Source organism: Alteromonas sp. MmMcT2-5, from assembly GCF_022348315.1.
In the GTDB taxonomy this organism is placed as follows: domain Bacteria; phylum Pseudomonadota; class Gammaproteobacteria; order Enterobacterales; family Alteromonadaceae; genus Alteromonas; species Alteromonas macleodii.
Window position 1 is genome coordinate 56,719 of sequence record NZ_JAKRFB010000007.1, and the last position, 22,134, is coordinate 78,852.

The 22,134-nt window shown below is 45.0% G+C and carries 17 protein-coding genes; 6 read left to right on the forward strand and 11 right to left on the reverse strand.

Annotation, left to right across the window (positions count from 1 at the left end; translation table 11 throughout):
* Window positions 1–13 precede the first annotated feature (13 nt).
* Window positions 14–3,142, reverse strand: coding sequence for a hybrid sensor histidine kinase/response regulator (locus tag MHN09_RS05680; protein WP_014975470.1), 3,129 nt, complete (start codon window positions 3,140–3,142; stop codon window positions 14–16).
* Window positions 3,143–3,468: 326 nt separating this feature from the next.
* Here MHN09_RS05680 and parC point away from each other — a divergent pair, with 326 nt between their 5' ends.
* The 3 genes from parC (at window position 3,469) to MHN09_RS05695 (ending at window position 8,535) form a co-directional block, all read left to right on the forward strand.
* Complete coding sequence (gene parC, locus MHN09_RS05685) at window positions 3,469–5,754, forward strand: DNA topoisomerase IV subunit A (protein WP_014975471.1); 2,286 nt, start codon at window positions 3,469–3,471, stop codon at window positions 5,752–5,754.
* A 63-nt stretch (window positions 5,755–5,817) separates the two neighbouring features.
* Window positions 5,818–6,354, forward strand: a complete 537-nt coding sequence (locus tag MHN09_RS05690; protein ID WP_014948016.1) for a heme NO-binding domain-containing protein — start codon at window positions 5,818–5,820, stop codon at window positions 6,352–6,354.
* Between the two features lie 12 nt (window positions 6,355–6,366).
* On the forward strand, window positions 6,367–8,535 hold the full coding sequence (locus tag MHN09_RS05695) for a bifunctional diguanylate cyclase/phosphodiesterase (RefSeq protein WP_239239556.1): 2,169 nt from the start codon (window positions 6,367–6,369) through the stop codon (window positions 8,533–8,535).
* A 65-nt stretch (window positions 8,536–8,600) separates the two neighbouring features.
* Here MHN09_RS05695 and MHN09_RS05700 read toward each other — a convergent pair whose 3' ends face one another.
* The 8 genes from MHN09_RS05700 to rpe all read right to left on the reverse strand — a co-directional run bounded on the left by MHN09_RS05700 (window position 8,601) and on the right by rpe (window position 17,636).
* Window positions 8,601–9,407, reverse strand: coding sequence for a DUF1338 domain-containing protein (locus MHN09_RS05700; RefSeq protein WP_014948018.1), 807 nt, complete (start codon window positions 9,405–9,407; stop codon window positions 8,601–8,603).
* Between the two features lie 117 nt (window positions 9,408–9,524).
* Entirely contained in the window at window positions 9,525–10,994 is a 1,470-nt protein-coding gene (gene astD, locus MHN09_RS05705) for a succinylglutamate-semialdehyde dehydrogenase (RefSeq protein ID WP_239239559.1), read from the reverse strand.
* Between the two features lie 13 nt (window positions 10,995–11,007).
* Complete coding sequence (astA, locus tag MHN09_RS05710) at window positions 11,008–12,045, reverse strand: arginine N-succinyltransferase (RefSeq protein WP_014948020.1); 1,038 nt, start codon at window positions 12,043–12,045, stop codon at window positions 11,008–11,010.
* Window positions 12,046–12,065: 20 nt separating this feature from the next.
* Window positions 12,066–13,274 (reverse strand): aspartate aminotransferase family protein, encoded by a 1,209-nt coding sequence (locus MHN09_RS05715; RefSeq protein WP_014978113.1) that lies wholly within the window; start codon window positions 13,272–13,274, stop codon window positions 12,066–12,068.
* Between the two features lie 462 nt (window positions 13,275–13,736).
* Complete coding sequence (locus tag MHN09_RS05720) at window positions 13,737–14,903, reverse strand: HDOD domain-containing protein (protein WP_014948022.1); 1,167 nt, start codon at window positions 14,901–14,903, stop codon at window positions 13,737–13,739.
* 297 nt (window positions 14,904–15,200) lie between these two features.
* Window positions 15,201–15,785, reverse strand: a complete 585-nt coding sequence (locus tag MHN09_RS05725; protein ID WP_014948023.1) for an aminodeoxychorismate/anthranilate synthase component II — start codon at window positions 15,783–15,785, stop codon at window positions 15,201–15,203.
* A 100-nt stretch (window positions 15,786–15,885) separates the two neighbouring features.
* Window positions 15,886–16,893 (reverse strand): tryptophan--tRNA ligase, encoded by a 1,008-nt coding sequence (trpS, locus tag MHN09_RS05730; protein WP_239239562.1) that lies wholly within the window; start codon window positions 16,891–16,893, stop codon window positions 15,886–15,888.
* Window positions 16,894–16,958: 65 nt separating this feature from the next.
* Window positions 16,959–17,636 carry a ribulose-phosphate 3-epimerase gene (rpe, locus tag MHN09_RS05735; RefSeq protein WP_014978117.1) on the reverse strand — a complete coding sequence of 226 codons (678 nt, stop codon included), beginning with the start codon at window positions 17,634–17,636 and terminating at the stop codon, window positions 16,959–16,961.
* Window positions 17,637–17,941: 305 nt separating this feature from the next.
* On the opposite strand from rpe, the gene MHN09_RS05740 reads away from it, so the two are divergent.
* The 3 genes from MHN09_RS05740 to MHN09_RS05750 all read left to right on the forward strand — a co-directional run bounded on the left by MHN09_RS05740 (window position 17,942) and on the right by MHN09_RS05750 (window position 19,451).
* On the forward strand, window positions 17,942–18,760 hold the full coding sequence (locus MHN09_RS05740) for a TorF family putative porin (RefSeq protein ID WP_014948026.1): 819 nt from the start codon (window positions 17,942–17,944) through the stop codon (window positions 18,758–18,760).
* Between the two features lie 172 nt (window positions 18,761–18,932).
* The gene (locus MHN09_RS05745) at window positions 18,933–19,241 is read left to right on the forward strand and encodes a hypothetical protein (protein ID WP_014948027.1); all 309 of its coding nucleotides are present in this window, start codon (window positions 18,933–18,935) and stop codon (window positions 19,239–19,241) included.
* A gap of 9 nt (window positions 19,242–19,250) precedes the next feature.
* The gene (locus MHN09_RS05750) at window positions 19,251–19,451 is read left to right on the forward strand and encodes a DUF2970 domain-containing protein (protein ID WP_014948028.1); all 201 of its coding nucleotides are present in this window, start codon (window positions 19,251–19,253) and stop codon (window positions 19,449–19,451) included.
* 83 nt (window positions 19,452–19,534) lie between these two features.
* Here MHN09_RS05750 and MHN09_RS05755 read toward each other — a convergent pair whose 3' ends face one another.
* Complete coding sequence (locus MHN09_RS05755; RefSeq protein WP_039225098.1) at window positions 19,535–20,416, reverse strand: Dam family site-specific DNA-(adenine-N6)-methyltransferase; 882 nt, start codon at window positions 20,414–20,416, stop codon at window positions 19,535–19,537.
* A 226-nt stretch (window positions 20,417–20,642) separates the two neighbouring features.
* Window positions 20,643–22,115: a cell division protein DamX gene (locus MHN09_RS05760; protein ID WP_239239565.1), complete on the reverse strand. Its 1,473-nt coding sequence runs from the start codon at window positions 22,113–22,115 to the stop codon at window positions 20,643–20,645.
* Window positions 22,116–22,134 lie beyond the last annotated feature (19 nt).

The window sequence follows — 22,134 nt, forward strand, 5'->3', positions numbered from 1 at the left end:
AGACTTTATTTGCCTAGCTGCGGCTGTCCTTCAATTTACTCTCGTTAAGCACTTTCTTGGCTTCGGCAATAAGGGCTGGTAAGTTTTCCTCGACTAGCTTGTGCTGACCAAGTTTAAGTGAGCTCTCTGTTTCGTTGGCTAAATGCTGCATGCGCGGCAGACCTGTATAGCAACACGCACCGTGTAGTTTGTGAACTTCGGTCTTAAGCCCATTGTAATCTTGATCGTCCCAAAGCGCCGAAAGTGTCTCGATAGTTTCGGGCAGTAACGCAATAAAACTGTCTAACATTTCTTTTGCTGTATCTTGATTTTGATTCGCTCGTTTAAGTGCTAGCTGCCAGTCGATAGAGGGAAAGACGATTTCACCGGGCTCAACATTGTGGCACCACGAATTGATAAGCGTAATAAGTAGCTCAACCTCAATAGGCTTAGGTAAGTAATCGTCCATGCCAGAGGCAAGCAATCTTTCTTGCTCTTCTTTAAACGCGTGGGCTGTCACTGCCACTATTGGGGTACCCATATTCAACGGTGATTTACGAATTTCTCGGGTGGCCTGCAGTCCGTCCATGCCTGGCATCTGCACGTCCATGAGAATTAAGTCAAACTCTTGAGTCTGGCACTGATTGACGGCGTCTTGTCCACTGATCGTTGTGGTTAGCTCGACAGGAGAATGATCGAGCCACGTATGCAGCAGTTTAAGATTCATTTCCATGTCATCAACGGCAAGAATTTTAGCTTTTGGTAGCGTGCCTATTTTCTCTTGCATCGCATTTTTAGCTGGCGTTGTATGGTGGTGCACCAGGCTATCTAACTTGGTAAGCGTCATCGGCATACGCGCTTGTGAATGGAAATGTTGCGACAGGCTTGGGTATTGGGCAAAAGGTTCAGGGCCGGAATACCAAAGTATGCGCTTTTGCGCAGGGAACTGTACAAAACGACTTAAATAGGTATCCCGTAATCCCATCTTACTTACCGGCACAGTTGCCATGAAAAAGTCGTACTGGCCTTTAAGTGACATCAAATAATCTAGTGATTCAACAGAGGTAACCTGCGCACCCAAAATCGATAACATGCTTGCACTTGAGCGACGTGTTGCAGGTACCGGGTCGAAAATAACCACGTTCTTACCTTTCCAGTCTTCACTACTAGTTAACGCATATTTCTGGCTTAACTGGTTCATACGTAGTGATACGTTAAACGTAGAGCCTTGGCCTAATACACTTTTTAGCGTTAGATCACCGTTCATTAAGCGAACTAGCTCTCGACTTATCACGAGACCTAATCCAGTGCCTTGGTAATTACGGTTAAGGGCGTCGTCTACTTGCGAGAAGGCGTTAAATAGCTTTTTTCTGTCTTGTCGGCTTATTCCGATACCTGTGTCTTCAACGGTAATATTTACTTCGTGAATACCATGAGGAAGCGAGCGTCCGCTCACCGAAAACGTAATGGTGCCGCTGGACGTGAATTTAAGTGCATTACTTAACAAGTTATTGAGCACTTGCTTAATACGAAACACATCGCCAATGAGTTTTTCAGGGAGCGGGTGCAAATCAAATACAAATTCGATGCGCTTGCTGTGGGAAGATTTAGCCATGATAGTGACCATTTCTTCGAGCAGCTTATTAGGCGAGAAAGGCTGATTATTAATTTGCAGTTTACCGGCCTCAATCTTAGAAAAATCGAGGATATCGTTAACGATTGTTAGCAGGTTATCCGCGGCCGTATTTACAATTCTGACTTGCTCTTGCTGGTCAGTGGGCAGCGACGCATTGTTCAACTCTTTGCTGAACCCCAAGATGGCATTAAGAGGTGTGCGAATTTCATGGCTCATGTTGGCCAGAAATTGAGATTTAACGTTACTGGCTTTTATCGCATCTTTGCGCGCGATATCTAAACGGGCATTCTGCTCTTCAATGAGCTCCATATTGTTGCGCAAATCATTTGTTGCTTGCTCAACTTCGCTTTCCAGCTGGCCTCTGCTTTTCTCCATTAATGCAAAGGAAAAGAGCCCTGCTTCTAAGAAAACACCCACCTGAAAACAATAGGTGGTGAAGTCGTTGGAAGGTAAAATTCCGATAAGGCTTAACATACCTATAATTGCGCCGGTGGCGAGCATACTCCATGCAAATATGAAGTAACGCGCGGGCTTAAACTTATTGAAAAATGCTTCGAACCCGGCGTAGATATAACTCAATATCGCCACAAGACCCACGCCGTATACTAGGTTGTTCTTCCAAATAGAAGGAAGCAGATCGACGAAGCACACCAGCCCTGTTAACGCTTGGCAAACCAACAATAAGTTAATGACAGGATGTGCCGTGGGAGAGTGCTTTTCCGTTTCCAAAAACGTCTTGGTAAAAAAGCCTGAGCTTATACCAATAATTACGAATATCAGCTCGGAATGCCCAACCAGCCAAGACGGGATCCCCTGACTAAACAGCAAGTGCGTATGGCCGCCCCACACAAACTGCCACAAAATAACCGCAGCGATATAGCCAACATAGGCAATCAGACTTTTTTCCCGCACGCCAAAAAATAGAGCAAGGTTATAAATAGCGAGAATAAGCAATCCGCCGTAGAAAAAGCCCCAGAGCAAGCTGTCCATTTGGAAGTAGCTGCTATGTAGCGGTTCGGCTTGAATTCGAAGTGGTGCAATTAGGCTAGATGAGCGACTTTCAATGCGTATGTAAAGGTCGACAGGATCGCTATCAGGCAGCTCAACACGAAAGGTTGGAACACGAAAACGCTGTTCTTTTTGAGCTTTCCCCTGATGGCTTTGCTTTATTACCTTGCCGTTTTGCACCAAATAAAAATCAACACTGTCGAGTTGGCTGAAATTTATTGAGAACACCCAGTGTTTATCGTTTGAAACATTGGCAACAGAAGTGAGTAGCCACATGCCATTATTACGAAACCCAAAGTTAGGGTTGTCATGGGGATGCATAAGGAAGTCATTGCGCCTTCGTGATACATCGCTGATAGTAAGCTGATAATCGGTTTCAAATAAAAAATACAGAGAGTCTGATAAATCTAGCGTACTTTCTTCATCGAAGAGCTGCTCGATATGCTGCGCGCTGGCATTCGAAGGCAGGTAACTGCCTACAACAAGAAATAAAAAAAAGAATACGCGAAAGATAGCCATGATTATCTGTACTTACGTTACCGTTTGATTAGGGGCTTTATTATTTTTTAGTTTTACTCGTAAGAGTGAAAATTGAACGGCAAATTTCACCCAATGCTATTTAACCACTCTCTTTGAAGAATAACAAAACAAACCCTCACCCCATACAATGAGTAAGACCCAAAAGTCGCGACAATTGGTTTCAAGGATTGCACACAAATGCGGTTTACCCCACAATAGCCTTTAACGCTCGCGAGCTTTCACTAAGTGGTGCGCTAAATTGACCACAATAGACAGCCTAACTAGCACGAGCGCATTGGTATTAATAACAAAACGAAAAAACTATCATGAGTGACGAGATCATCATTAATCGCGATGGGGTAGAGCAACTTCCTCTTCGACGTTTCACCGAAGACGCTTATCTAAACTATTCCATGTACGTCATCATGGACCGTGCACTTCCACATATTTCGGATGGCTTAAAGCCTGTTCAGCGACGCATCATTTATGCGATGTCAGACCTAGGGTTAAATGCAAACGCCAAATATAAAAAATCGGCGAGAACCGTAGGTGATGTGCTGGGTAAGTTTCACCCTCACGGCGATTCTGCCTGTTATGAGGCGATGGTGCTCATGGCTCAGCCTTTCTCTTATCGCTACCCTTTAGTAGATGGTCAAGGTAACTGGGGTGCGCCGGATGATCCGAAATCGTTTGCTGCCATGCGTTATACGGAAGCTAAGCTCTCGCGCTTCTCTGAGGTGCTGCTGAATGAACTTGGACAAGGTACGGTAGATTGGGTACCTAATTTTGACGGTACGCTAAACGAGCCTAGCGTGCTTCCAGCTCGCTTGCCACATATCCTATTAAATGGCGTGACAGGGATTGCCGTTGGCATGGCGACGGATATTCCTCCTCACAACGTGAGAGAGTTGGCCAACGCGTGTGCCATGTTGTTAGACAACAGCAAAGCCGAGCTTAGCGATGTGCTAGAACACGTTAATGGACCTGACTATCCTACCGAAGCTGAAATTATTACGCCAAAGTCTGATATTCAAAAGCTGTACGAGACTGGGCGTGGTTCTATAAAAATGCGCGCGGTGTACATGGAAGAAAACGGTGATGTTGTTATTACCGCTCTACCTCACCAAGCGTCTGGTGCCAAGATACTAGAGCAAATTGCCGCGCAAATGCAGGCGAAAAAGTTACCGATGGTAAGCGATCTCCGAGACGAATCGGATCATGAAAATCCAACCCGTTTGGTAATTACGCCTCGCTCGAATCGCATTGATGTAACTCAGCTGATGCAGCATTTATTTGCAACTACCGACTTAGAGAAAAACTACCGGGTCAACTTGAATATGATTGGCCTAGACGGTCGCCCTCAGGTGAAAGACTTACGTACGATTTTGTCTGAATGGTTGCAGTACCGAAAAGATACTGTGACGCGCCGCTTGCAATACCGTTTAGATAAAGTGTTAGCGCGTTTACATATTTTAGAAGGTTTATTAATTGCGTTTTTGAATATCGATGAAGTTATCGAAATTATTCGCACGTACGACAAACCAAAACCAGAATTAATGGCGCGATTCGGTTTAAGTGACACACAAGCAGAGGCAATTCTGGAATTGAAGCTTCGTCACTTAGCCAAGTTAGAAGAAATGAAGATTAAAGGCGAGCAAGATGAACTTGCAGAAGAGCGCGACAAGCTCCAGCAGCTTTTAGGCTCAGATCGCCGCCTTAAAACCCTAATTAAGAAAGAAATCCTTGCAGACGCTGAAAAGTACGGTGACGACAGGCGTTCACCTATTGTTGAGCGTGGTGAAGCTAAAGCGCTGTCTGAAAAAGAGCTGGTACCTGCTGAGTCTGTAACCGTTGTGCTGTCAGAAAAGGGCTGGGCACGCTGTGCGAAAGGTCACGATATCGATGCGGAAGGTTTAAGCTACAAAGCTGGTGATGCCTATTTATCCAGCGCCGAAGGCAAGAGTAATCAGCCAGCCGTGTTTATGGACAGTTCAGGTCGTACTTTCTCTTGTGACGCTCACGGGTTGCCGTCTGCACGAAGTCAGGGGGAGCCGCTAACCGGGCGCTTCAGCATAGTGGGTGGCGAGTCATTCCAACACGTCATTATGGCGCAAGACGAAAGCAAATTCTTAGTAGGTTCTGATGCAGGTTACGGCTTCGTCGGCACATTTAAAGATATGGTGAGTAAGAACAAGGCGGGTAAAGCCTACTTATCATTGCCTACTGCGGCGAAAGTCATGAAACCAACACCGGTTACAAATCCAGACTCCGACTGGTGCCTAAGTATTTCTAATGAAGGTCGCATGCTCATGTTCCCACTACGCGACTTACCAAGTTTAGGTAAAGGGAAGGGGAACAAGCTTATCAATATTCCTTCTGCAAAATCGCAATCTCGAGAAGAGTACGTGAAGGTGCTTGCTGTTGTACCTGATGGTGCCGCAATTAAAGTGGGAGCCGGTAAGCGCAACATGACACTGACGGCTGACGACCTTACCCACTATCAGGGAGAAAGAGGCCGAAGAGGGAATAAATTACCGCGAGGACTACAGCGGGTTGATACGGTTGAAGTTGTCTTACCCAGCAAGGACGAAACATCTGAAGATTTGTCATAAAGTTTAAGTTGTTCTTATGCTTAGGTGAACTACACTCAAAAAGGGATTAGATGAGGAATTTACATGCTAGGCATAGTTTTTACATCGTTAATCGATATGCTCGAGGAGAAAGTTTCTCCTGAGTTTGCTGACGATGTCATCATGGAAGCTGGGTTAGAAAACGACGGCGCTTATACCGCAGTGGGCTATTACCCGTTTGAACAAATGCAACGCCTGTTAGGTGTGCTGGTGGAGAAAACGGGTAAGTCAGCTAACGAGCTACTCTACGATTTCGGCTATTACTTATTTGGTAAGTTAGGTGCAGTGCATGGCGACGTGCTGGCCAATACAGAAGGCATGTTGGATATGCTGGAGCACTTGGACGGCGACATTCATGTTCAGGTTAAGAAGCTCTACCCAGACGCCGACCTACCCCGATTTACGGTGATATCCAGAACCGATAACACCATGCGCTTACAGTATTATTCTGAAAGAGAATTATATCCTTTAGCAGAAGGCTTGATGGACGCAGCCGCAGCTCATTACAACTGCACCCTGGAAAGGGAAACCCATCAACTAGATACGCCTCATACCTACGAATTTAGTATATCTCTCGTTTAACGGAGGCATGTTATGTCAGATGGAACAACGCATAGCACGCCTTCTGGTAGCGACCGTGCTGCGTTACTTGAAAGGCGTTTAAAGCGAGAGCGAAATGCGAGAGAGCAAGCCGAAGCTTTGCTGAGAGAAAAGACGCAAAGTTTGTATGCTACGCTTCAAAAAAGCCAAAGTGCACAGAAAGATTTGGAACTTGCACTATGGGCGTCGCAGGAGTCTTTTTGGAATTGGGAGGCAGAGAATGACATTATGGAATTTCGCTCATTCTCACTACATTCTGAAAGTGTATCTACCTGGTCAGGCACCTTAATTGAGCTTCTAGAGCGGGTACATGAGGACGATTTAGACGGTCTGCAGTTTCACTGGAGCATGGCGCTACACGGCAATCGTGACCGTATAGAGTTTTCTTTTCGCTTAAAGCTCGACAGCGATTTTCAGTGGGTAAGGCTGCGCGGGCGCGTGCTGAAGCGCGGAAAAGCGGGTGAAGCGCTTCATATTGTTGGCACCACAAAAGACATTACTCAGCAGCGCAAAGCCGAACAATCGTTTCACTTAATGGCCTCTGCTTTTGCGAGCTCACGTGAGCCCATGTTAGTACTCTCACCTGATCTTGTTATCACAGAATGTAACGATGCATATATTCAGCTGATTGCTGCGCCTTTCAAAGAGCAATGCATTGGTTTGGATTTCAACCAAATATTCATTGCTGAGAAAGTCGATAAAGTGCAGTTGGCGCTTGATAAACAAATTCGCTTCGAGTCGAAAGTGAAGACGCAAAACGGTGAAATTAAGGTTGTCGATATCTCGGTGGCTTTGTTTGAGACCTACCAGCAAACGTCATCTTATTTGATTGCCACAATGCGCGACATCAGCGATAGAAAACGCAACGAAGCCAAACTACGTCAACTGGCATTGCACGATGAGTTAACCGGCCTTTCCAATCGCAATTCGCTGCGTGAGTCCATCTCCGGGTTAGTACAAAAAGAACAGCACTTTATTTTGGTCTTTATTGATCTGGACGGGTTCAAAGCAATTAACGATAACGCAGGGCATGAAAGAGGGGATATTGAGCTTCAGCGCGTAGGAGCGCTCCTTACTGCCATATTCGGCCCGATAGGGGAAGTCGGCAGGTGGGGTGGTGATGAGTTTATTGCCGTATTGCCTAATCAGAATGTTGAGGAAATTGCTGAACGCTCTGAGCGGCTTATCAGCCAGATAGAAGAAGACGCCATAACCGTAAAAACGTCGGAGCTTAGGCTGTCTGCCAGTATTGGCATTGCTGAATTTCCAGAACATAGTGATAACCTAGAAAGCTTGGTGCAGTGTGCCGACGCCGCAATGTACCGTGCGAAAGAGCTGGGTAAAGGGCAAGCGTTTATTTACGAGTCAGGTCTCTATGAGAGCATGACCCAGCAGGTCAGTATGGTGAATGACTTGCGCAGAACAGTAGAGAACCACCTTCTCGATTTCTATATTCAGGGTAAATATGATCTAAACGGTGAGTTAAAAGGCGGTGAAGTACTGTGTCGCTGGATTTCAGGCTTACACGGTGTTGTATCGCCGGCAGTGTTTATTCCCATAGCAGAAGAGCACAAGCTGGACAGCGCCATTGGTCTTCAAGCGCTGGAAGCGGCATGTGATTACATTTCAATAATGGAATCGCAGCAGGGTGACGCCATTCCTTTGTCTGTGAATATCAGCGCTAATCAGATGCTTGACCCAGAATTTCCAAATCAGGCAATGTCTATCTGTATGGATAATGATGTGTCTCCCGAATTTATTGAACTAGAGCTCACTGAGTCGGTCTTTATTCGCGATGAAAAATCAGCACTTAGAGCATTAAACACGTTGAGAGATCATGGGTTTAGACTGTCTCTGGATGATTTTGGCAGTGGTTTTTCATCTCTTAGCTACTTGCGAAGTTTCCAGTTTGAAGTGGTTAAGGTGGATAAAAGCTTAATTCAGGGTATTCACCAAGATAGCAAAGCCAATGCGCTATTTAATGGTTTGATAGCCATGTTAAAGAGTTTGCAAATAGATGTGGTGGCTGAAGGCGTAGAGTTGGAGTCTTATTTGCCTTTTATGGAGCAGGCCGACATTCAGCTAATGCAGGGGTTTTACTTTGATAAACCAATGCCTTACGACCAGTTCTTGGCAAGGCATACTACAGAGCCTAATCGGTAATGTCTTCAGCTAAGCATAAACAAAAAAAGCCCTATCGGGCTTTTTTTAATGACTAAGCAAGCTCGTTACTTAGCATTAGTGCTTTCAAAGATTTTATCTGCCGATGCGGCAACAAAGCCTTTGTAAAGCTTACCATCAGGCATTTCATAGCGTTGTGCAAACTCGTAGAAGCAGCTTGGAATTGCCACAGTTTCGTCGCTAAACGCTACGTCAGCACGGTCAGCCATCGTTGAAGATTGCGCTAAAAATACATCTGGCCCACCTTTAATTTCGCCGCCAGAGGTGTTTAGCACAAAGCCTGCTTCTTTAAGCAATGTGTTTACGTCGGTAAGCTCGTCAGTACGGGTTAAGTGATTAACACTTACCGTAAAGTGGTTAGCACGGAAGCCCCATGCCGCCATCCACGCCGCGTATTCTGATTCGCTAAGCAGTGTGTCGTATTCTGCTTTAGTAACGTCCCAATGCTTACCCGAGTACAAGAAGTTATCTGCATCCACTACAGACTCAGGCATTTGATCAACCATCTTCTTGATAATTGCTTGAGCAGTTTCAGAAAGCTCATTTACACGAAGCTCACTAATAAATACTTTTGGTTTAGTATCGTCAGGGTGCTCGAAATGCTTTGCAGTAAGCTTTTTCGCTTCAAAGTCATAGTCGCCTTTAGCTTCATAACCCAATGCTAAGAAGTGCGCAGCAAGCTTGTCTAAGCGGGTTTTATCAAGAGCAAAAGTTCGAAAAGCTACATGGTCGTTAACGATGTCGTTCGTGTTTTCTTCACCCGCCAAAAGTGCATGAATTTTATGCGCTGAGGGAGTGATGGTAACGTAATCGTCCCACATGTTGCTAAACAACGTATCGATGTTGCTATGCATGGTGGTAGGGTCCTTTCTGTCGTTGACTATTTTTAAACGAATAGTTCGTATAGGGTTGGTACTAAACTGGCCGACACAAAAATCATGTCGGCCTTTTTGTAACGTGAAAAGCTTGGGTTACATCGACAAGCCTGGGCTTAATTTGCCCGGCATAGTAACTTTATCAAGCTCAACTGAAGCAACTGGGTACGCACAGTAGTCGGCTGCATAAAACGCACTTGCTCTGTGGTTACCGCTGTCGCCCACGCCACCAAATGGCGCTGCGCTGCTTGCACCTGTAATAGGTCTATTCCAGTTTACGATGCCCGCGCGAATGCGTGCGAAGAAGTAGCGATAATCTTCTTCGTTGTCGCCTAGAAGACCTGCTGATAAGCCAAAGCTGGTGTTATTCGCTTCTGCGATAGCTGCGTCAAAATCGCTGTAACGAATCACTTTAAGTAGTGGACCAAAGTGTTCTTCGTCAGGCAGTGAAGCAAGCATGTCAGTCACATCAATGATGCCAGGAGTAGCAAAACCTTTGTTCTCGTCTTTTTGTTCAAGGCAAACCAGTACTTTACCACCAAGGTTTTCAAGCTCTTGCTGTGCTTTTACCATCAGTGCAGCGGCATTGCTTGAGATCATTGCGCCCATAAATGGTTGATCTTCAGCGTCATAATCACCCACCTTAATATTCTTGGTCACTTCGATTAAGCGAGCAAGGATTGCATCACCCTGTGCATCGGCTGGTAAGAATAGGCGACGTGCACACGTACAGCGCTGACCGGACGTAATGAAAGCAGATTGAACGATGTCATGTACAGCAGCATCAACATCAGCCACATCTTTAACAATGAGTGGGTTGTTACCACCCATTTCAAGAGCCAAAATTTTACCTGGGTGACCTGCGAACTGCTCGTGCAAGATTTTTCCTGTGCGTGAGCTACCCGTAAAGAAAAGACCATCGATATCGTTATGCGACGCCAAAGCCTTACCTGTTTCAACTTCACCTTGTACTAGGTTGAGTACACCCGCTGGCAGGCCAGCAGCATCCCATAGCTTCACCATTTCTTGTGCAACCATAGGCGTCAAATCGCTTGGTTTAAACACAACCGTGTTACCTGCAATAAGGGCTGGAACAATGTGTCCGTTTGGCAGGTGGCCAGGGAAGTTGTATGGGCCAAATACAGCAACAACGCCGTGAGGCTTGTGTCGAATGAAGGCTTTACCTACAGGCATTGGGTTTTCAACGTTACCCGTTCGTTCAAAATAGGCTTTTTCAGAAATACCAATTTTGCCCATCATGGCGCCAACTTCAGTGGCAGTTTCCCATTCAGGCTTACCCGTTTCTTTAGCCATAACTTTGGCAAGGTGCGCTTTAGCTTCTTCTAGCTTAGTGCCATAAACCTTAATAATTTCAAGACGCTCTTCAACGGTTTTCATGCTCCATGCTGGAAGTGCAGCACGAGCAGCGTTAATTGCGTCATCAATTTGAGAGGCTGTCGCAGACTTACCTTCCCAAATCACTTCGTTTTTTGCAGGGTCAATTGACGCTAAGTCATGACCTTGTCCGGCAACCCATTCACCGTTGATAAAATGTGTATGTAGCATAGTGGGTGTCCTTTTAATCTCTGAATGTAACGGGGGCGAAGCGTACGTGCTCTCCCTCTTTGACATTCAATGCAGCAGCGGCTTGGCGAGATAGTACGGCAACTTGCTTTTCTTCGCTTACCGTCATCTCGGTGGCAACTGCACGAAAATCAGATACTGATGTGTTAATGATGTAGTGCGTTTGCCCTTGGGCAGCAGCGCTATCGTCAATCACTACAGGCAGTTTTAAACTCGACTGAGCCGTGCGGATGTGGCTTAAATTTGCTTCTACCGTCGGGCCTGCGTCGAAAATGTCTACGTAGCCGCGGCAAGAAAAGCCTTCTTCTTCAAGAAGCTGAAGAGCAGGGCGTGTTTTGTCATGGACTTCGCCAATGACTTCTTGCGCTTCTTTGCTAAGCAGATTTACGTATATCGGGTACTTCGGCATAAGTTCAGCAATAAACACTTTATTACCAATGCCTGTTAAGTAGTCGGCAGTAGGAAAATCCATAGAGAAGAAATGGGTTTCCAACCACTCCCAAAACGGTGAGCGTCCTTCTTCGTCACTCACACCGCGCATTTCAGCAATAACTGTCTCTGAGAAGCGTTCACGGTGCTCCATCATGAACAAGAATCGAACCTTTGAAAGGAAGCGGCCGTTTATGCCGCCGCGGGCTTGTTCGCGAAGAAACAGCGTACATATTTCAGTAACACCGGTGTAGTCATTACAAAACGTTAGAATGTCTACCGTGTTGTGAATGTTAAGCTCGCGCGAGGCGTGCACTACTTTGCTTAGGTGGTAATGATAGAACGCATCGTCTATACCAACAGCCGCTTCTATACCTGTTGTTCCCACTACCTGTCCGGTAGTGGTATCTTCCATTACAAACAAGTATGACTCATCGCCAGGTTCGGTTACGTTTGGTTTGTTAAACGCAGTTTCTGCACGATCAATTTTACGCTGCAGCAACTCGTCGTTGACAGGTAAAGACGTAAAGCCAATACCTGATTCAACGGCGATTTCTTTAAGCGCGTTATAGTCGGCCTTCGTGATAGGGCGAATGATATTCATGTTCGCTACTCGTGTTGTAATTATTCGGCGTTTACAACGGCAGCAACGGCGCGTTCAAAACGTGCAAGACCTTCTTTGATGTCTTCATCAGGAATAACCAGTGAAGGTGCAAAACGAATAACGTTCATGCCAGCAACAAGACACATAAGGTTCTCTTTCGTTGCAGCCATCATGAAGTCACGTGCACGGCCTTGGTATTTCTCATTTAACGCACAACCTAACAGCATGCCTTGACCACGTACTTCTTCAAATACGTTGTACTTTTCATTGATAGCACCTAGTAGTTCACGGAATAGGGCTTCTTTCTTAAGTACACCTTCAAGCACTTCTGGCTGGTTCACGATATCTAACGCTTTTTCCGCAACAGCACAGGCTAGTGGGTTACCACCGTAAGTACTACCGTGGGTACCTGGCTTAAGGTGTGCAGCGATGTCTGCTGTGGTAAGCATGGCACCAATTGGAAAGCCGCCACCAAGAGATTTTGCGGTTGTTAGGATATCAGGTGTTACGCCAAGACCCATATAGGCATAAAGGTGACCAGTACGACCAACACCCGACTGAACTTCGTCAAAAATAAGTAATGCGTTGTGCTTGTCACAAAGCTCGCGAACACCTTTTACGAAATCTACATCAGGTGGAATAATACCGCCTTCACCCTGAAGCGGTTCCATCATTACCGCGCAGGTTTTGTCAGAAATTAGCGCTTCAAAGGCAGCTAAATCGTTGTAGTCACAGTGGTCAACAGCGCCTGGCTTAGGACCAAAACCGTCAGAGTAAGCAGCTTGACCACCTACTGTTACGGTAAAGAAGGTACGGCCGTGGAAACCTTTGTTGAAAGCGATGATTTGGTTTTTGTCTTCACCGTGCTTGTCCAGCGCCCAGCGACGAGCTAGCTTCAATGCTGCTTCGTTCGCTTCTGCGCCTGAGTTTGCGAAGTAAACTCTATCTGAAAACGTTGCGTCATTTAGCTTTTTAGCTAAACGAAGGGCTGGCTCGTTAGTGAAAACGTTGCTTAAGTGCCAAAGCTTGCTGCCTTGTTCATTAAGAGCTTTCACAAGCTCTGGGTGACAGTGACCTAAAACGTTAACTGCAATACCGCCTGCAAAGTCGATGTACTCAGCTCCATCTTGATCCCATACGCGTGAACCTTCACCTCGAACAGGTACCATACCTGCTGGGTTATAGTTAGGAACCATTACATCATCAAATGTAGCGCGAGTTACGTTCATCTTTGTTACCTCTGCGTTGGGCGCCAATCACACTGTGTGATTTGGCCTATCGAATCTATGAGCACATTTTAGTACTACTTTGGTCGATAAGCGTTAATTGGGCGCGTAAAAACTAATCGGATTTGTTCAACAGTATGCCATTTTTTTTAACATTTGTCTTCTATGCAAAGGGCTGCAGCCCTTTATTTATAAGGACTGTGGCTTAATTTGCAGGAAAAGTGAATAACTATTAACTACTGGGCTATATCAATTAGTAATAATCAATTTTTGCGCTGAGAAAAGGGCTGCATACGGGTTTTAATGCACTGTGAGGCAATAAAAAAGGGGGGATAGGACTGGAAGCCTTACCTGTTTAATGTCGCTAAAAACGGGCAAGGCATTGAGCAACCGTCAATAATTTGGGGCATCATGCACATGAAATGAAAAAGGTGCATAACGAGTGCATGAATATCCACTAAAAAATTAATGATTCTCTTCGTTTTTCACCAAAGGAAGGGTGAAAATATCAATGGTTTTGAGTTTTTCGAGTGCACCTGCAGGGTAGCGTTGCTCCATGAAAAGCGGCTTTACTTCTTTCATTTCAACAAGCTTTAACTGATGTAACATCCGAATTTGTGTGTAGGTTCGGGCTTGATGAAGTACCTTACTGAGTGTTTTAGGCTGTGCGGGTACTTTATCGGCACACGCTCGCATAGGTTCTGCAATAGGCAAGCGCATTAAATGCATCCACTCCAGAATATCCGCGCTGACTGCATCTGCGAATTCTTGCTGTAGAGCAATAAGGTGGTTGGCTGAAGGAGCCACTTTGAGTAGCGCTTCATGTCGCTTTTGCTCTTTGTCTTTCTGGCATTCTTGCAACAGGTGTAGCTGAATTTTATCGAACAGTTTGAAGTAAAGTCTTGTTACGACACAACGCCCCAAATTACTAAGCATCGCAAGGGTATAAGCCTGGTTTTTGTTTAAATCCGTAAGTGCTGCAAGGCGTTTCGCCGTTATGGCAACGCCAGTCGTATAAGGCGTAAGCTTTTGTTTAATTAGCGGGTAAGGGTCGGTAATCTGAGGCATAGCGCGCTTTAAAATGAGCGACGGTATCAATGTGCGTAGGTTTTCAATACCCAAAAAGCTCAATGCTGTGCGCAGTGTCTCTACCACAATGATACGCCCACGGGAGTCTTTGCGTCTAAATTGTGGAGTATTCACTACAACGATTAGTTCATCATAAAGCCATGGCATGGTCGCGGCAATTGGCTCTAGTTTCGAAACAGAGCATGCCTTCACGGAAAGAGCGTCAAGAAGCTCGCCGATATTTTCGGGCAAGTTAAGTACGTTTTGAACGAGCTCGTCGGTATAGCTTAGCTGCTCTGTTAATTCACCTAGAAGGATCTCGTGAAGATGGTGACTCACTGATTCAAGGTATGACGCTTCGGTTTTCTCTTGAAGGCGCTTGTTTTCAATCGCCACTTTTTCAACGTGCAGTAGCAGCCTGCGCGCATCACCTTGCTCCGATTGCTCGAAGCTTACTTCTCCCACCTTGCGCCTTCCTAGCATTTCCAGCACTCGCTCTGGCGATATGATCATATTTTCAAAACGATCATCTATCGTGGGCGGTGTGGTTGCCCCCATTGTCATATTAAAAGCACTCCTGCTCATAACTTTTTGGTGAACGGCAATATTATCGTACATCAGGGGCCTTTATTACTTTCGCTACGGTAATGATGAAAATGATAGCTACTGCTTGAAAGCAAGCCTTATTTACCCTGCAACTGTTGATATTGCGTGTGCGATGCTTCGTATAATCTTTATTCAGCGCATTGGCTAAAACGAATTATGAAAAGTTAAACGAAAAATCAGTGAATTGCGAGTAATTCTGGCCTTCAAGCGTAACCTTTTACACTATAGAAGCGTATCGGCATCAAACTCGTATACTTAAATTGATTTAAACTGAAGAAATGCATCCAGTACGCTATGACCGTGTTCGGTAAGCAGTGACTCGGGGTGGTACTGCACGCCCCAAATAGGATGATGGTTATGGGAAATTGCCATGATTTCCTTTGTGCCCTTTGCGGTTTCACACCATGCATCAACACTCAGTGAGGCAGGTAGCGATGCGGGATCTAAAACCAATGAGTGGTAGCGCGTCACGTTAAACGGGTTAGGTAAGCCTTTGAACAGGCCACTGTTGCGGTGTGTTAGGGGGGAAACTTTTCCATGCTTAATCTCTTGTGCACCTACTACCTTGGCACCAAACACTTGACCTATAGCTTGATGACCCAGGCATACACCTAAAATAGGAATCTTGCCTGCAAAATGTTCAATCGCAGATAAGCTGATGCCTGCTTCGTTTGGCGTGCATGGTCCCGGTGAAATAACTAACTGTGAAGGCGCTAAGCGAGATATGTCGTCTAAGGTCAGTGCGTTATTTCGCACCACTTCAACGTCGACGCTGAGCTCAGTGAAATACCGAGCGAGGTTATGAGTGAACGAATCGAAGTTATCAATTAACAGCAACACAGCAGTGCTAATCCTTGGAATTTCTAGGTTGCGAAGGTTCTAGCCATGAAGGATAAAATGAACCCTTCATGGCTTGTAGCAAGATGTTGGAATCCGGCTGTTATGGCTTTGGAATAAAGCCGACTGCTTTGTATACTTTAGCCAAAGTTTCAGCCGCTCGCGCTGACGCTTTCTCAGCACCCTGACGCATTACGTCGTCAAGATATGCTCTGTCTGCGCGAATTTCAGCATAGCGGGCCTGAATTGGTTCAAGTAGAGCAACCACAGCGTCTGCAACATCACCTTTAAGGTGGCCATACATTTTATCGGTATATTCAGGCTCAAGCTCTTTAATTGATTTACCCGTCGCAAGCGAAAGTAGAGTCAGTAAGTTAGACACGCCTGGTTTTTCAGTTGGGTTAAAGTAGATATTAGCTTGCTCGTCAGAGTCGGTCACGGCACGTTTGATTTTCTTGGCTAACTTCTTAGGATCTTCTAATAAGCCGATGAAGTTATTCGGGTTGTTGTCAGACTTAGACATCTTCTTTTCAGGCTCTTGAAGGCTCATGATGCGCGCGCCAAAGTCTGGGATATACGGGTCAGGTAGACGAAATACATCGCCGTATAGATTGTTAACACGTGTAGCAATGTCACGAGTTAATTCAAGGTGCTGCTTCTGATCTTCACCTACCGGTACTTTATCTGCTTGGTATAGCAAAATATCTGCTGCTTGGAGGACAGGGTAGCTGTATAAGCCTACATTAATGTTATTTTCGTTCTTCGCAGACTTATCTTTGAATTGAGTCATGCGATTTAGCTCACCCATTTGGGCGTAACAATTCAATACCCAAGATAGCTGTGCATGTTCAGGCACATGGGATTGCAAAAACAGAGTACTTTTTTGTGGATCAATACCGCAAGCAAGGTAAAGAGAAAGGCCGTCTAGACAAGCTTCAGCAAGCTGCTTAGGGTCTTGTCGTACAGTAATAGCATGCAAATCCACTATCATATATAAGCAGTCGTGGTCGTCTTGCATGGAAACCCACTGTTTAAGTGCACCCATGTAATTGCCAAGGGTAAGTTGTCCTGAAGGCTGACAGCCACTTAATACAATGGGTTTATTACTCATTTCTTTTTACCTGTAATACGTTAAATACTGTGAAAATAAAGCTTGAGAAAATAAAGCTTCGAAAATTATGCTTTAGACAGTGACGCTAGTTCATTGCGCATTTGCTCAATGACATCGCTGTAGTCGGGTTGAGAAAAAATAGCCGAACCAGCCACAAACATATCCGCGCCCGCTTCCGCTATTTCGCGAATGTTATCGACTTTTACGCCACCGTCAATTTCAATTCGAATATCGTAGCCGCTTTCTAATACACGCTGTTTCACCGCGCGCACTTTATCTAAGGTGCTTGGAATAAACTTTTGACCACCAAACCCTGGGTTAACCGACATAATAAGAATGTGGTGCAGTTTGTCCATGACGTGGTCAAGGTAATGTAGTGGCGTTGCTGGGTTAAATACGAGCCCCGGCTTGCAACCTGCATCGATAATAAGCTGTAGAGAGCGGTCTATGTGCTCAGACGCTTCTGGGTGAAAACTAATATAGCTGGCCCCTGCATTCGCGAATTTTTCAATTAAGTCATCGACGGGCTTCACCATTAGGTGCACATCAATGGGAGCGGTAATGCCGTAGTTTCTTAACGCCTCGCAAATCATTGGCCCAAACGTAAGATTGGGTACATAGTGGTTATCCATTACATCGAAATGCACCACATCAGCGCCAGCCTCTAATACCTTTTCTACGTCTTCGCCAAGTCGAGCGAAATCGGCCGATAGTATTGATGGAGCAATTAGGAATGGTTTCATTGCATGTCCTTTCATTCTAAAAACAACAAGGTGCGTTGCCACTTACGTTTCACCTTTGCGAAAGTTTACCCAAATCCGTGCTTCTTTACTATGCAAAGGGTTAATCAGCGTTAATTTCACGGAAATTTAAGATAAACGGACTTTGTCAGAACGTTGCCCAATTTTGGTGAGCGCGCGTTATGTTGGTGCATTTTTATGCAGCGTTTTTTTGTTTCGGTGACAGCGGATGGATTTTTTAAGAGAAATAATGCTCTAAATTTCAATTGGTTAATTTATTTTTTGCGAGTTTTTTTGATGAACCATAAATGGGCATCAACTTTGCGTTATCCAGTCCAAAAAAGAAAACACAGACAGAAAAAACGAATTACAACAAGTTTGAATTTGACTGGAGAACACACATGAAAACATCTACAAAAAGAACAATACTTGCCGCTGCTATTTCTTCAGCGTGTCTGTTAACAGCCATGCCTAGCTATGCAGAAGGTTCATTCACTGCTAACGCTAGTGCAACCAGTAACTACATCTGGCGTGGTCTAACACAAACAACTAACGAAGCCGCAGTACAGGGTGGTATCGATTACGCGCATGAAAGTGGTTTTTATGCGGGTACGTGGGCATCAAATGTAAGCTATGAATCAGACGACATTTACTCTTATGAGCACGACATGTACTTTGGTTTTTCTGGCGAGTCTGAGGGTATTGCGTACGACTTTGGTTATCTTTATTACAACTACGATGATGAAGCAAACTTTGATTTTGCGGAAGTTTACGGCACCGTAGGTATGGGTGGGTTGAGCCTTACTGTATACCTTTTAGCGCACACTGAAGCTGACGAAGGCGAAAATCAAGACTTCGGTTTTGCACAAGCATCGTACACCTCGCTTGATTACAGCATGGAGATCTTAAACGGTACGGAACTTGGTTTCCACGTTGGCTATCACGAAGGTGATTTCGCTGAAGCATTCAACGGCGTAGAGGGTTATGCGGACTACGGTGTTTCGATCGCTAAAGATGGTTTTAGCTTCGCTGTAACTGGCACTAACTTAGATGACGACGGTGCCGATGCATTGGATAATGACGCAGTGAAATTTACTGTAGCATACTCTATGGACTTCGAACTGTAATGACCTTGTAGAGGCCATTGGATGGCCTTTATCAAAACGTTGAGTACTAAAAGCCTAATGTGTTTTCGTTAGGCTTTTCATTTTTCAAAAAGCAACGCATTTTTAACTTGTTCGTAACCTGCTTTTGATTATAATGAGATTAATTTTTAAACGAGTGTAAGGAGTATTCAGGATGAAGGTTCTTCCATTTTTTGCGATTTGTGGAGCGGTAGCGCTTGTTAGCGTTGCGGTTACAAGTACGCCAAATTCACACTCGTCAGTATGCGAATTCCAACCCGTTACGGAGTTCAACCCCAAGTTGCCCGCAAGCCATATTCAAAACCAATGTGCCCGTCATCAAGAGGGTGTTGAGGAAGTAAGTTGGCTGTCATGGATAGCGGGGAAATCATCCTCTTTCCAATTCCACTTTTTAGACCTACTTGAGTTGATGCACAGCGACGAAGGTAATCGAGATTTCACCTCACCTGCTAACGACACTTAGGGGAAGATTATGCAGTCTGGTACTGGTTTTTGGTCAGTTCTAGGTAGTGTAGTTGCTAGTCTATTTGGTGTTCAGAGCCATAAAAACTACGAACGTGACTTTACTAAAGGCACTTTTATCAGCTTCGCCGTCATTGGCGTAATCTTGGTTGTGCTGTTTGTTGTTACGCTTTTTATGTTCGTTAAATGGTATACGGGCTATAGCGCATAGCAATCGCGTGAATACACATTAAAATCGTATGCGGGGAAAGCGGTCGATGCGCTACCGATAAGACGTTTTTTAGGCTCCACACACTAAACTGAAGGGCGGTGAAACGTCTTCTTTTTTCGAGTCTTTCGCTTTGGTGCGATGTTAGCTGGAGGGAAATAGGCCAAAATTTCATCCACAGGCTGTCGCTTTGCACCGTTTTGACTTATCGAACGCTTGACTGACAGCATACTGAAATCTGCCCCGTGATAAAGCGACCGAGTTAGCGGTAAGTCGTGATTTGAGATGAGGACGGGTATGCCTCGCTTTTTTGACGCGCGGGTGGCGAGCTCAGCCAGCTTCTCTTGAGATTCTTGTCCGAAGCTTCGCGCGGCATAGCTGGTGAACGCTGCAGTCTTGCTGATAGGAGCATACGGTGGGTCACAATAAATAACATTGCCACGCCTAGCTCTAGAAAAAACCTTTTCAAAAGGAAGACAAGTAAACGTCGCTTTTTGCGACTTTTCCGAAAACACAAACATCTCGTCTTCTGGAAAGTAAGGTTTTTTATAGCGGCCAAAAGGTACGTTAAAACGCCCTTGAAGACTATAACGACATAATCCGTTGTAACCGTGACGGTTCAAATACAAAAAGAGAATGGCGCGATAATATTCATCTTGTGTGGCGTTAAACTCTTCTCGTAAAGCGTAATACATTTTTTCTTCGTTGCGTTTTCCGTCGAAAAATGAGCGTGCATCGTTAATCAGTGCATCGGGCTGCGCTTTAAGGAAATTGTATAAGTTGATGAGATCAGGATTGATGTCATTAAGCAGGTAGCGTTTGTATTGCGTATTCAGAAATACAGATCCGGCACCAACAAACGGTTCAATGAGTTTATTGGCTTGCGGTAATCTGGCCTGAATATGCTCAACCAAGCTGTATTTGCCACCGGCCCATTTTAAAAAAGCCCGGTTTTTTTTCTGCATCATGCTTAAACGTTACTACCTAGACGGAATGAAGACGGTGGTTTTTCCGTGCGCCGCCGTTCCAAGGGAAAGGGTCGTCTTTATACTTTTATGCTGATCAGTATCAGATATCACCACACTAAAGGTAGATTGTAACTTTCATCAGTAAAACGGACAACCAACAAGTGTCGCAAGAACGGAATTTTGCTCATTTACTGGAAATATTATGGCCACCCGGTTGTGAAATGACTTAATTTTGCGCTTTGCTCATCTCTGAGAGGATTTGGTTTCCTCGCTTTATAAAAGCATTTTGTTTACCTGGATATTCGGGTAAATTTGTTCGTGCTTGTTGCGCTTGAGATAACGACGTGTAGATTTGCCTGTTAACTACTACAAACCAGTCGCCACCATAGCGCGTCGTTTTATAAATTCGCGTTTGCTCAGTTAGATTGTTTTCTCGTAGGAACTCACTGAGAACAGACTCATTTTTCATCGCTAACAACTGTATAGCGTAGTCATCTTCCCCAATCCAGCCTTCTTGACTCGATTCACTGGCCACTGTGGTTGGCGCTACATTATCGTTGACGCCGTCCGAGTTTGATTTGACACCTTGAGCAGATTGTTGATTACTTAGCGCACCACTGCTAACCACCTCTGAACCATTGGAATCAGTGGTATTACCTTCAATCGGGGCATTCTCAAACTGGTTATTGTCTGCCTGTTCTGAAGATGGCGTAACTTCAGGTAAGGATGAAACCGCATTTTCCCAATTGGTAATCAACGGACCGTTATCTGACGATTCATCAATTAACGAGCCACCAACGTCTGCACTATCATCATTGGGCGCGGAAACAAGCTCTACATTGCCTATTTGGTTGGTTGCTTGAGTTGCTGAGTTTGATGCTGTTGTTTCGCTTTCATCGGTTTCACCATTGCCTATAAGCTTGTTATAAGCAGAGCCGGGCTCAACCTGCGTTCTTTCAGGTTCTGGCGAAGGTTGACTAATAGGCGCAAAAATCGATGCTAATTTATCACCGTATTGCCAGTAAATAAGGCCAGAAAACGTAGCAAGGAACACGCATATAACAGCGATATAAAACCACTTAGACTTTAACGGGTTGATAAAAGTTTGCGTATTTTCACGCTGTCTATTTTCTAAATGAGCCTGAAAAGCCTCGCGACGTGAAGCAATCATTTTGTCGAGCTCTGACTCGAAGCTAGGCTGTTCGCTAATGACTGACTGGCTGCTAATTATTAGAGGGGTTTCCGTATTTTTTGCAGGAAGCCACTGCTTGGCGCGCTCAGCCCATTCGTTATTCGCGAACAAAAGCACATTTAAATGCTGTTTGTTACCAGCAAACCGACTTTGTAACACCAAGTCCCATAGTTCTTGTAGTAGTGCATCAGGAAGATTGTGGGCTTGGGTGATGGCTATAAGAATTGGACCTTCGTGACTATTTAGGTCGGAAAGTAGTTCGTTTAGAGGCCTAACGAAGCTACCCACCACTTGACCAAGAAGCTGCCGACAAAGTTGTCGACGGTAGTCAGAGGGCTCCATATTTTCTTGCGCAGTTAAATACGCAATCTCGGTATCATCGTGCTGCTGAAAGACAAAGGCTTCAAGGGTCTTTTGTTGTTGAGCAATAGACTCACCACTGACAAAAATCAGCTGAGAAGAGTAATTGACCAAATATTCCAAACGTTCATGCAGTTCACTTTGCATGGGAGTTTGCCCTTATTCA

Coding starts and splice junctions, on each gene's coding strand:
- MHN09_RS05760 (WP_239239565.1), bottom strand. CDS start 22,115: ATGCAAAGTGAACTGCATGAACGTTTGGAATATTTGGTCAATTACTCT.
- MHN09_RS05755 (WP_039225098.1), bottom strand. CDS start 20,416: ATGATGCAGAAAAAAAACCGGGCTTTTTTAAAATGGGCCGGTGGCAAA.
- MHN09_RS05750 (WP_014948028.1), top strand. CDS start 19,251: ATGCAGTCTGGTACTGGTTTTTGGTCAGTTCTAGGTAGTGTAGTTGCT.
- MHN09_RS05690 (WP_014948016.1), top strand. CDS start 5,818: ATGCTAGGCATAGTTTTTACATCGTTAATCGATATGCTCGAGGAGAAA.
- MHN09_RS05700 (WP_014948018.1), bottom strand. CDS start 9,407: ATGCATAGCAACATCGATACGTTGTTTAGCAACATGTGGGACGATTAC.
- MHN09_RS05715 (WP_014978113.1), bottom strand. CDS start 13,274: ATGAACGTAACTCGCGCTACATTTGATGATGTAATGGTTCCTAACTAT.
- MHN09_RS05680 (WP_014975470.1), bottom strand. CDS start 3,142: ATGGCTATCTTTCGCGTATTCTTTTTTTTATTTCTTGTTGTAGGCAGT.
- parC (WP_014975471.1), top strand. CDS start 3,469: ATGAGTGACGAGATCATCATTAATCGCGATGGGGTAGAGCAACTTCCT.
- astD (WP_239239559.1), bottom strand. CDS start 10,994: ATGCTACATACACATTTTATCAACGGTGAATGGGTTGCCGGACAAGGT.
- rpe (WP_014978117.1), bottom strand. CDS start 17,636: ATGAAACCATTCCTAATTGCTCCATCAATACTATCGGCCGATTTCGCT.
- MHN09_RS05740 (WP_014948026.1), top strand. CDS start 17,942: ATGGGCATCAACTTTGCGTTATCCAGTCCAAAAAAGAAAACACAGACA.
- MHN09_RS05720 (WP_014948022.1), bottom strand. CDS start 14,903: ATGACAATGGGGGCAACCACACCGCCCACGATAGATGATCGTTTTGAA.
- trpS (WP_239239562.1), bottom strand. CDS start 16,893: ATGAGTAATAAACCCATTGTATTAAGTGGCTGTCAGCCTTCAGGACAA.
- MHN09_RS05695 (WP_239239556.1), top strand. CDS start 6,367: ATGTCAGATGGAACAACGCATAGCACGCCTTCTGGTAGCGACCGTGCT.
- astA (WP_014948020.1), bottom strand. CDS start 12,045: ATGAATATCATTCGCCCTATCACGAAGGCCGACTATAACGCGCTTAAA.
- MHN09_RS05745 (WP_014948027.1), top strand. CDS start 18,933: ATGAAGGTTCTTCCATTTTTTGCGATTTGTGGAGCGGTAGCGCTTGTT.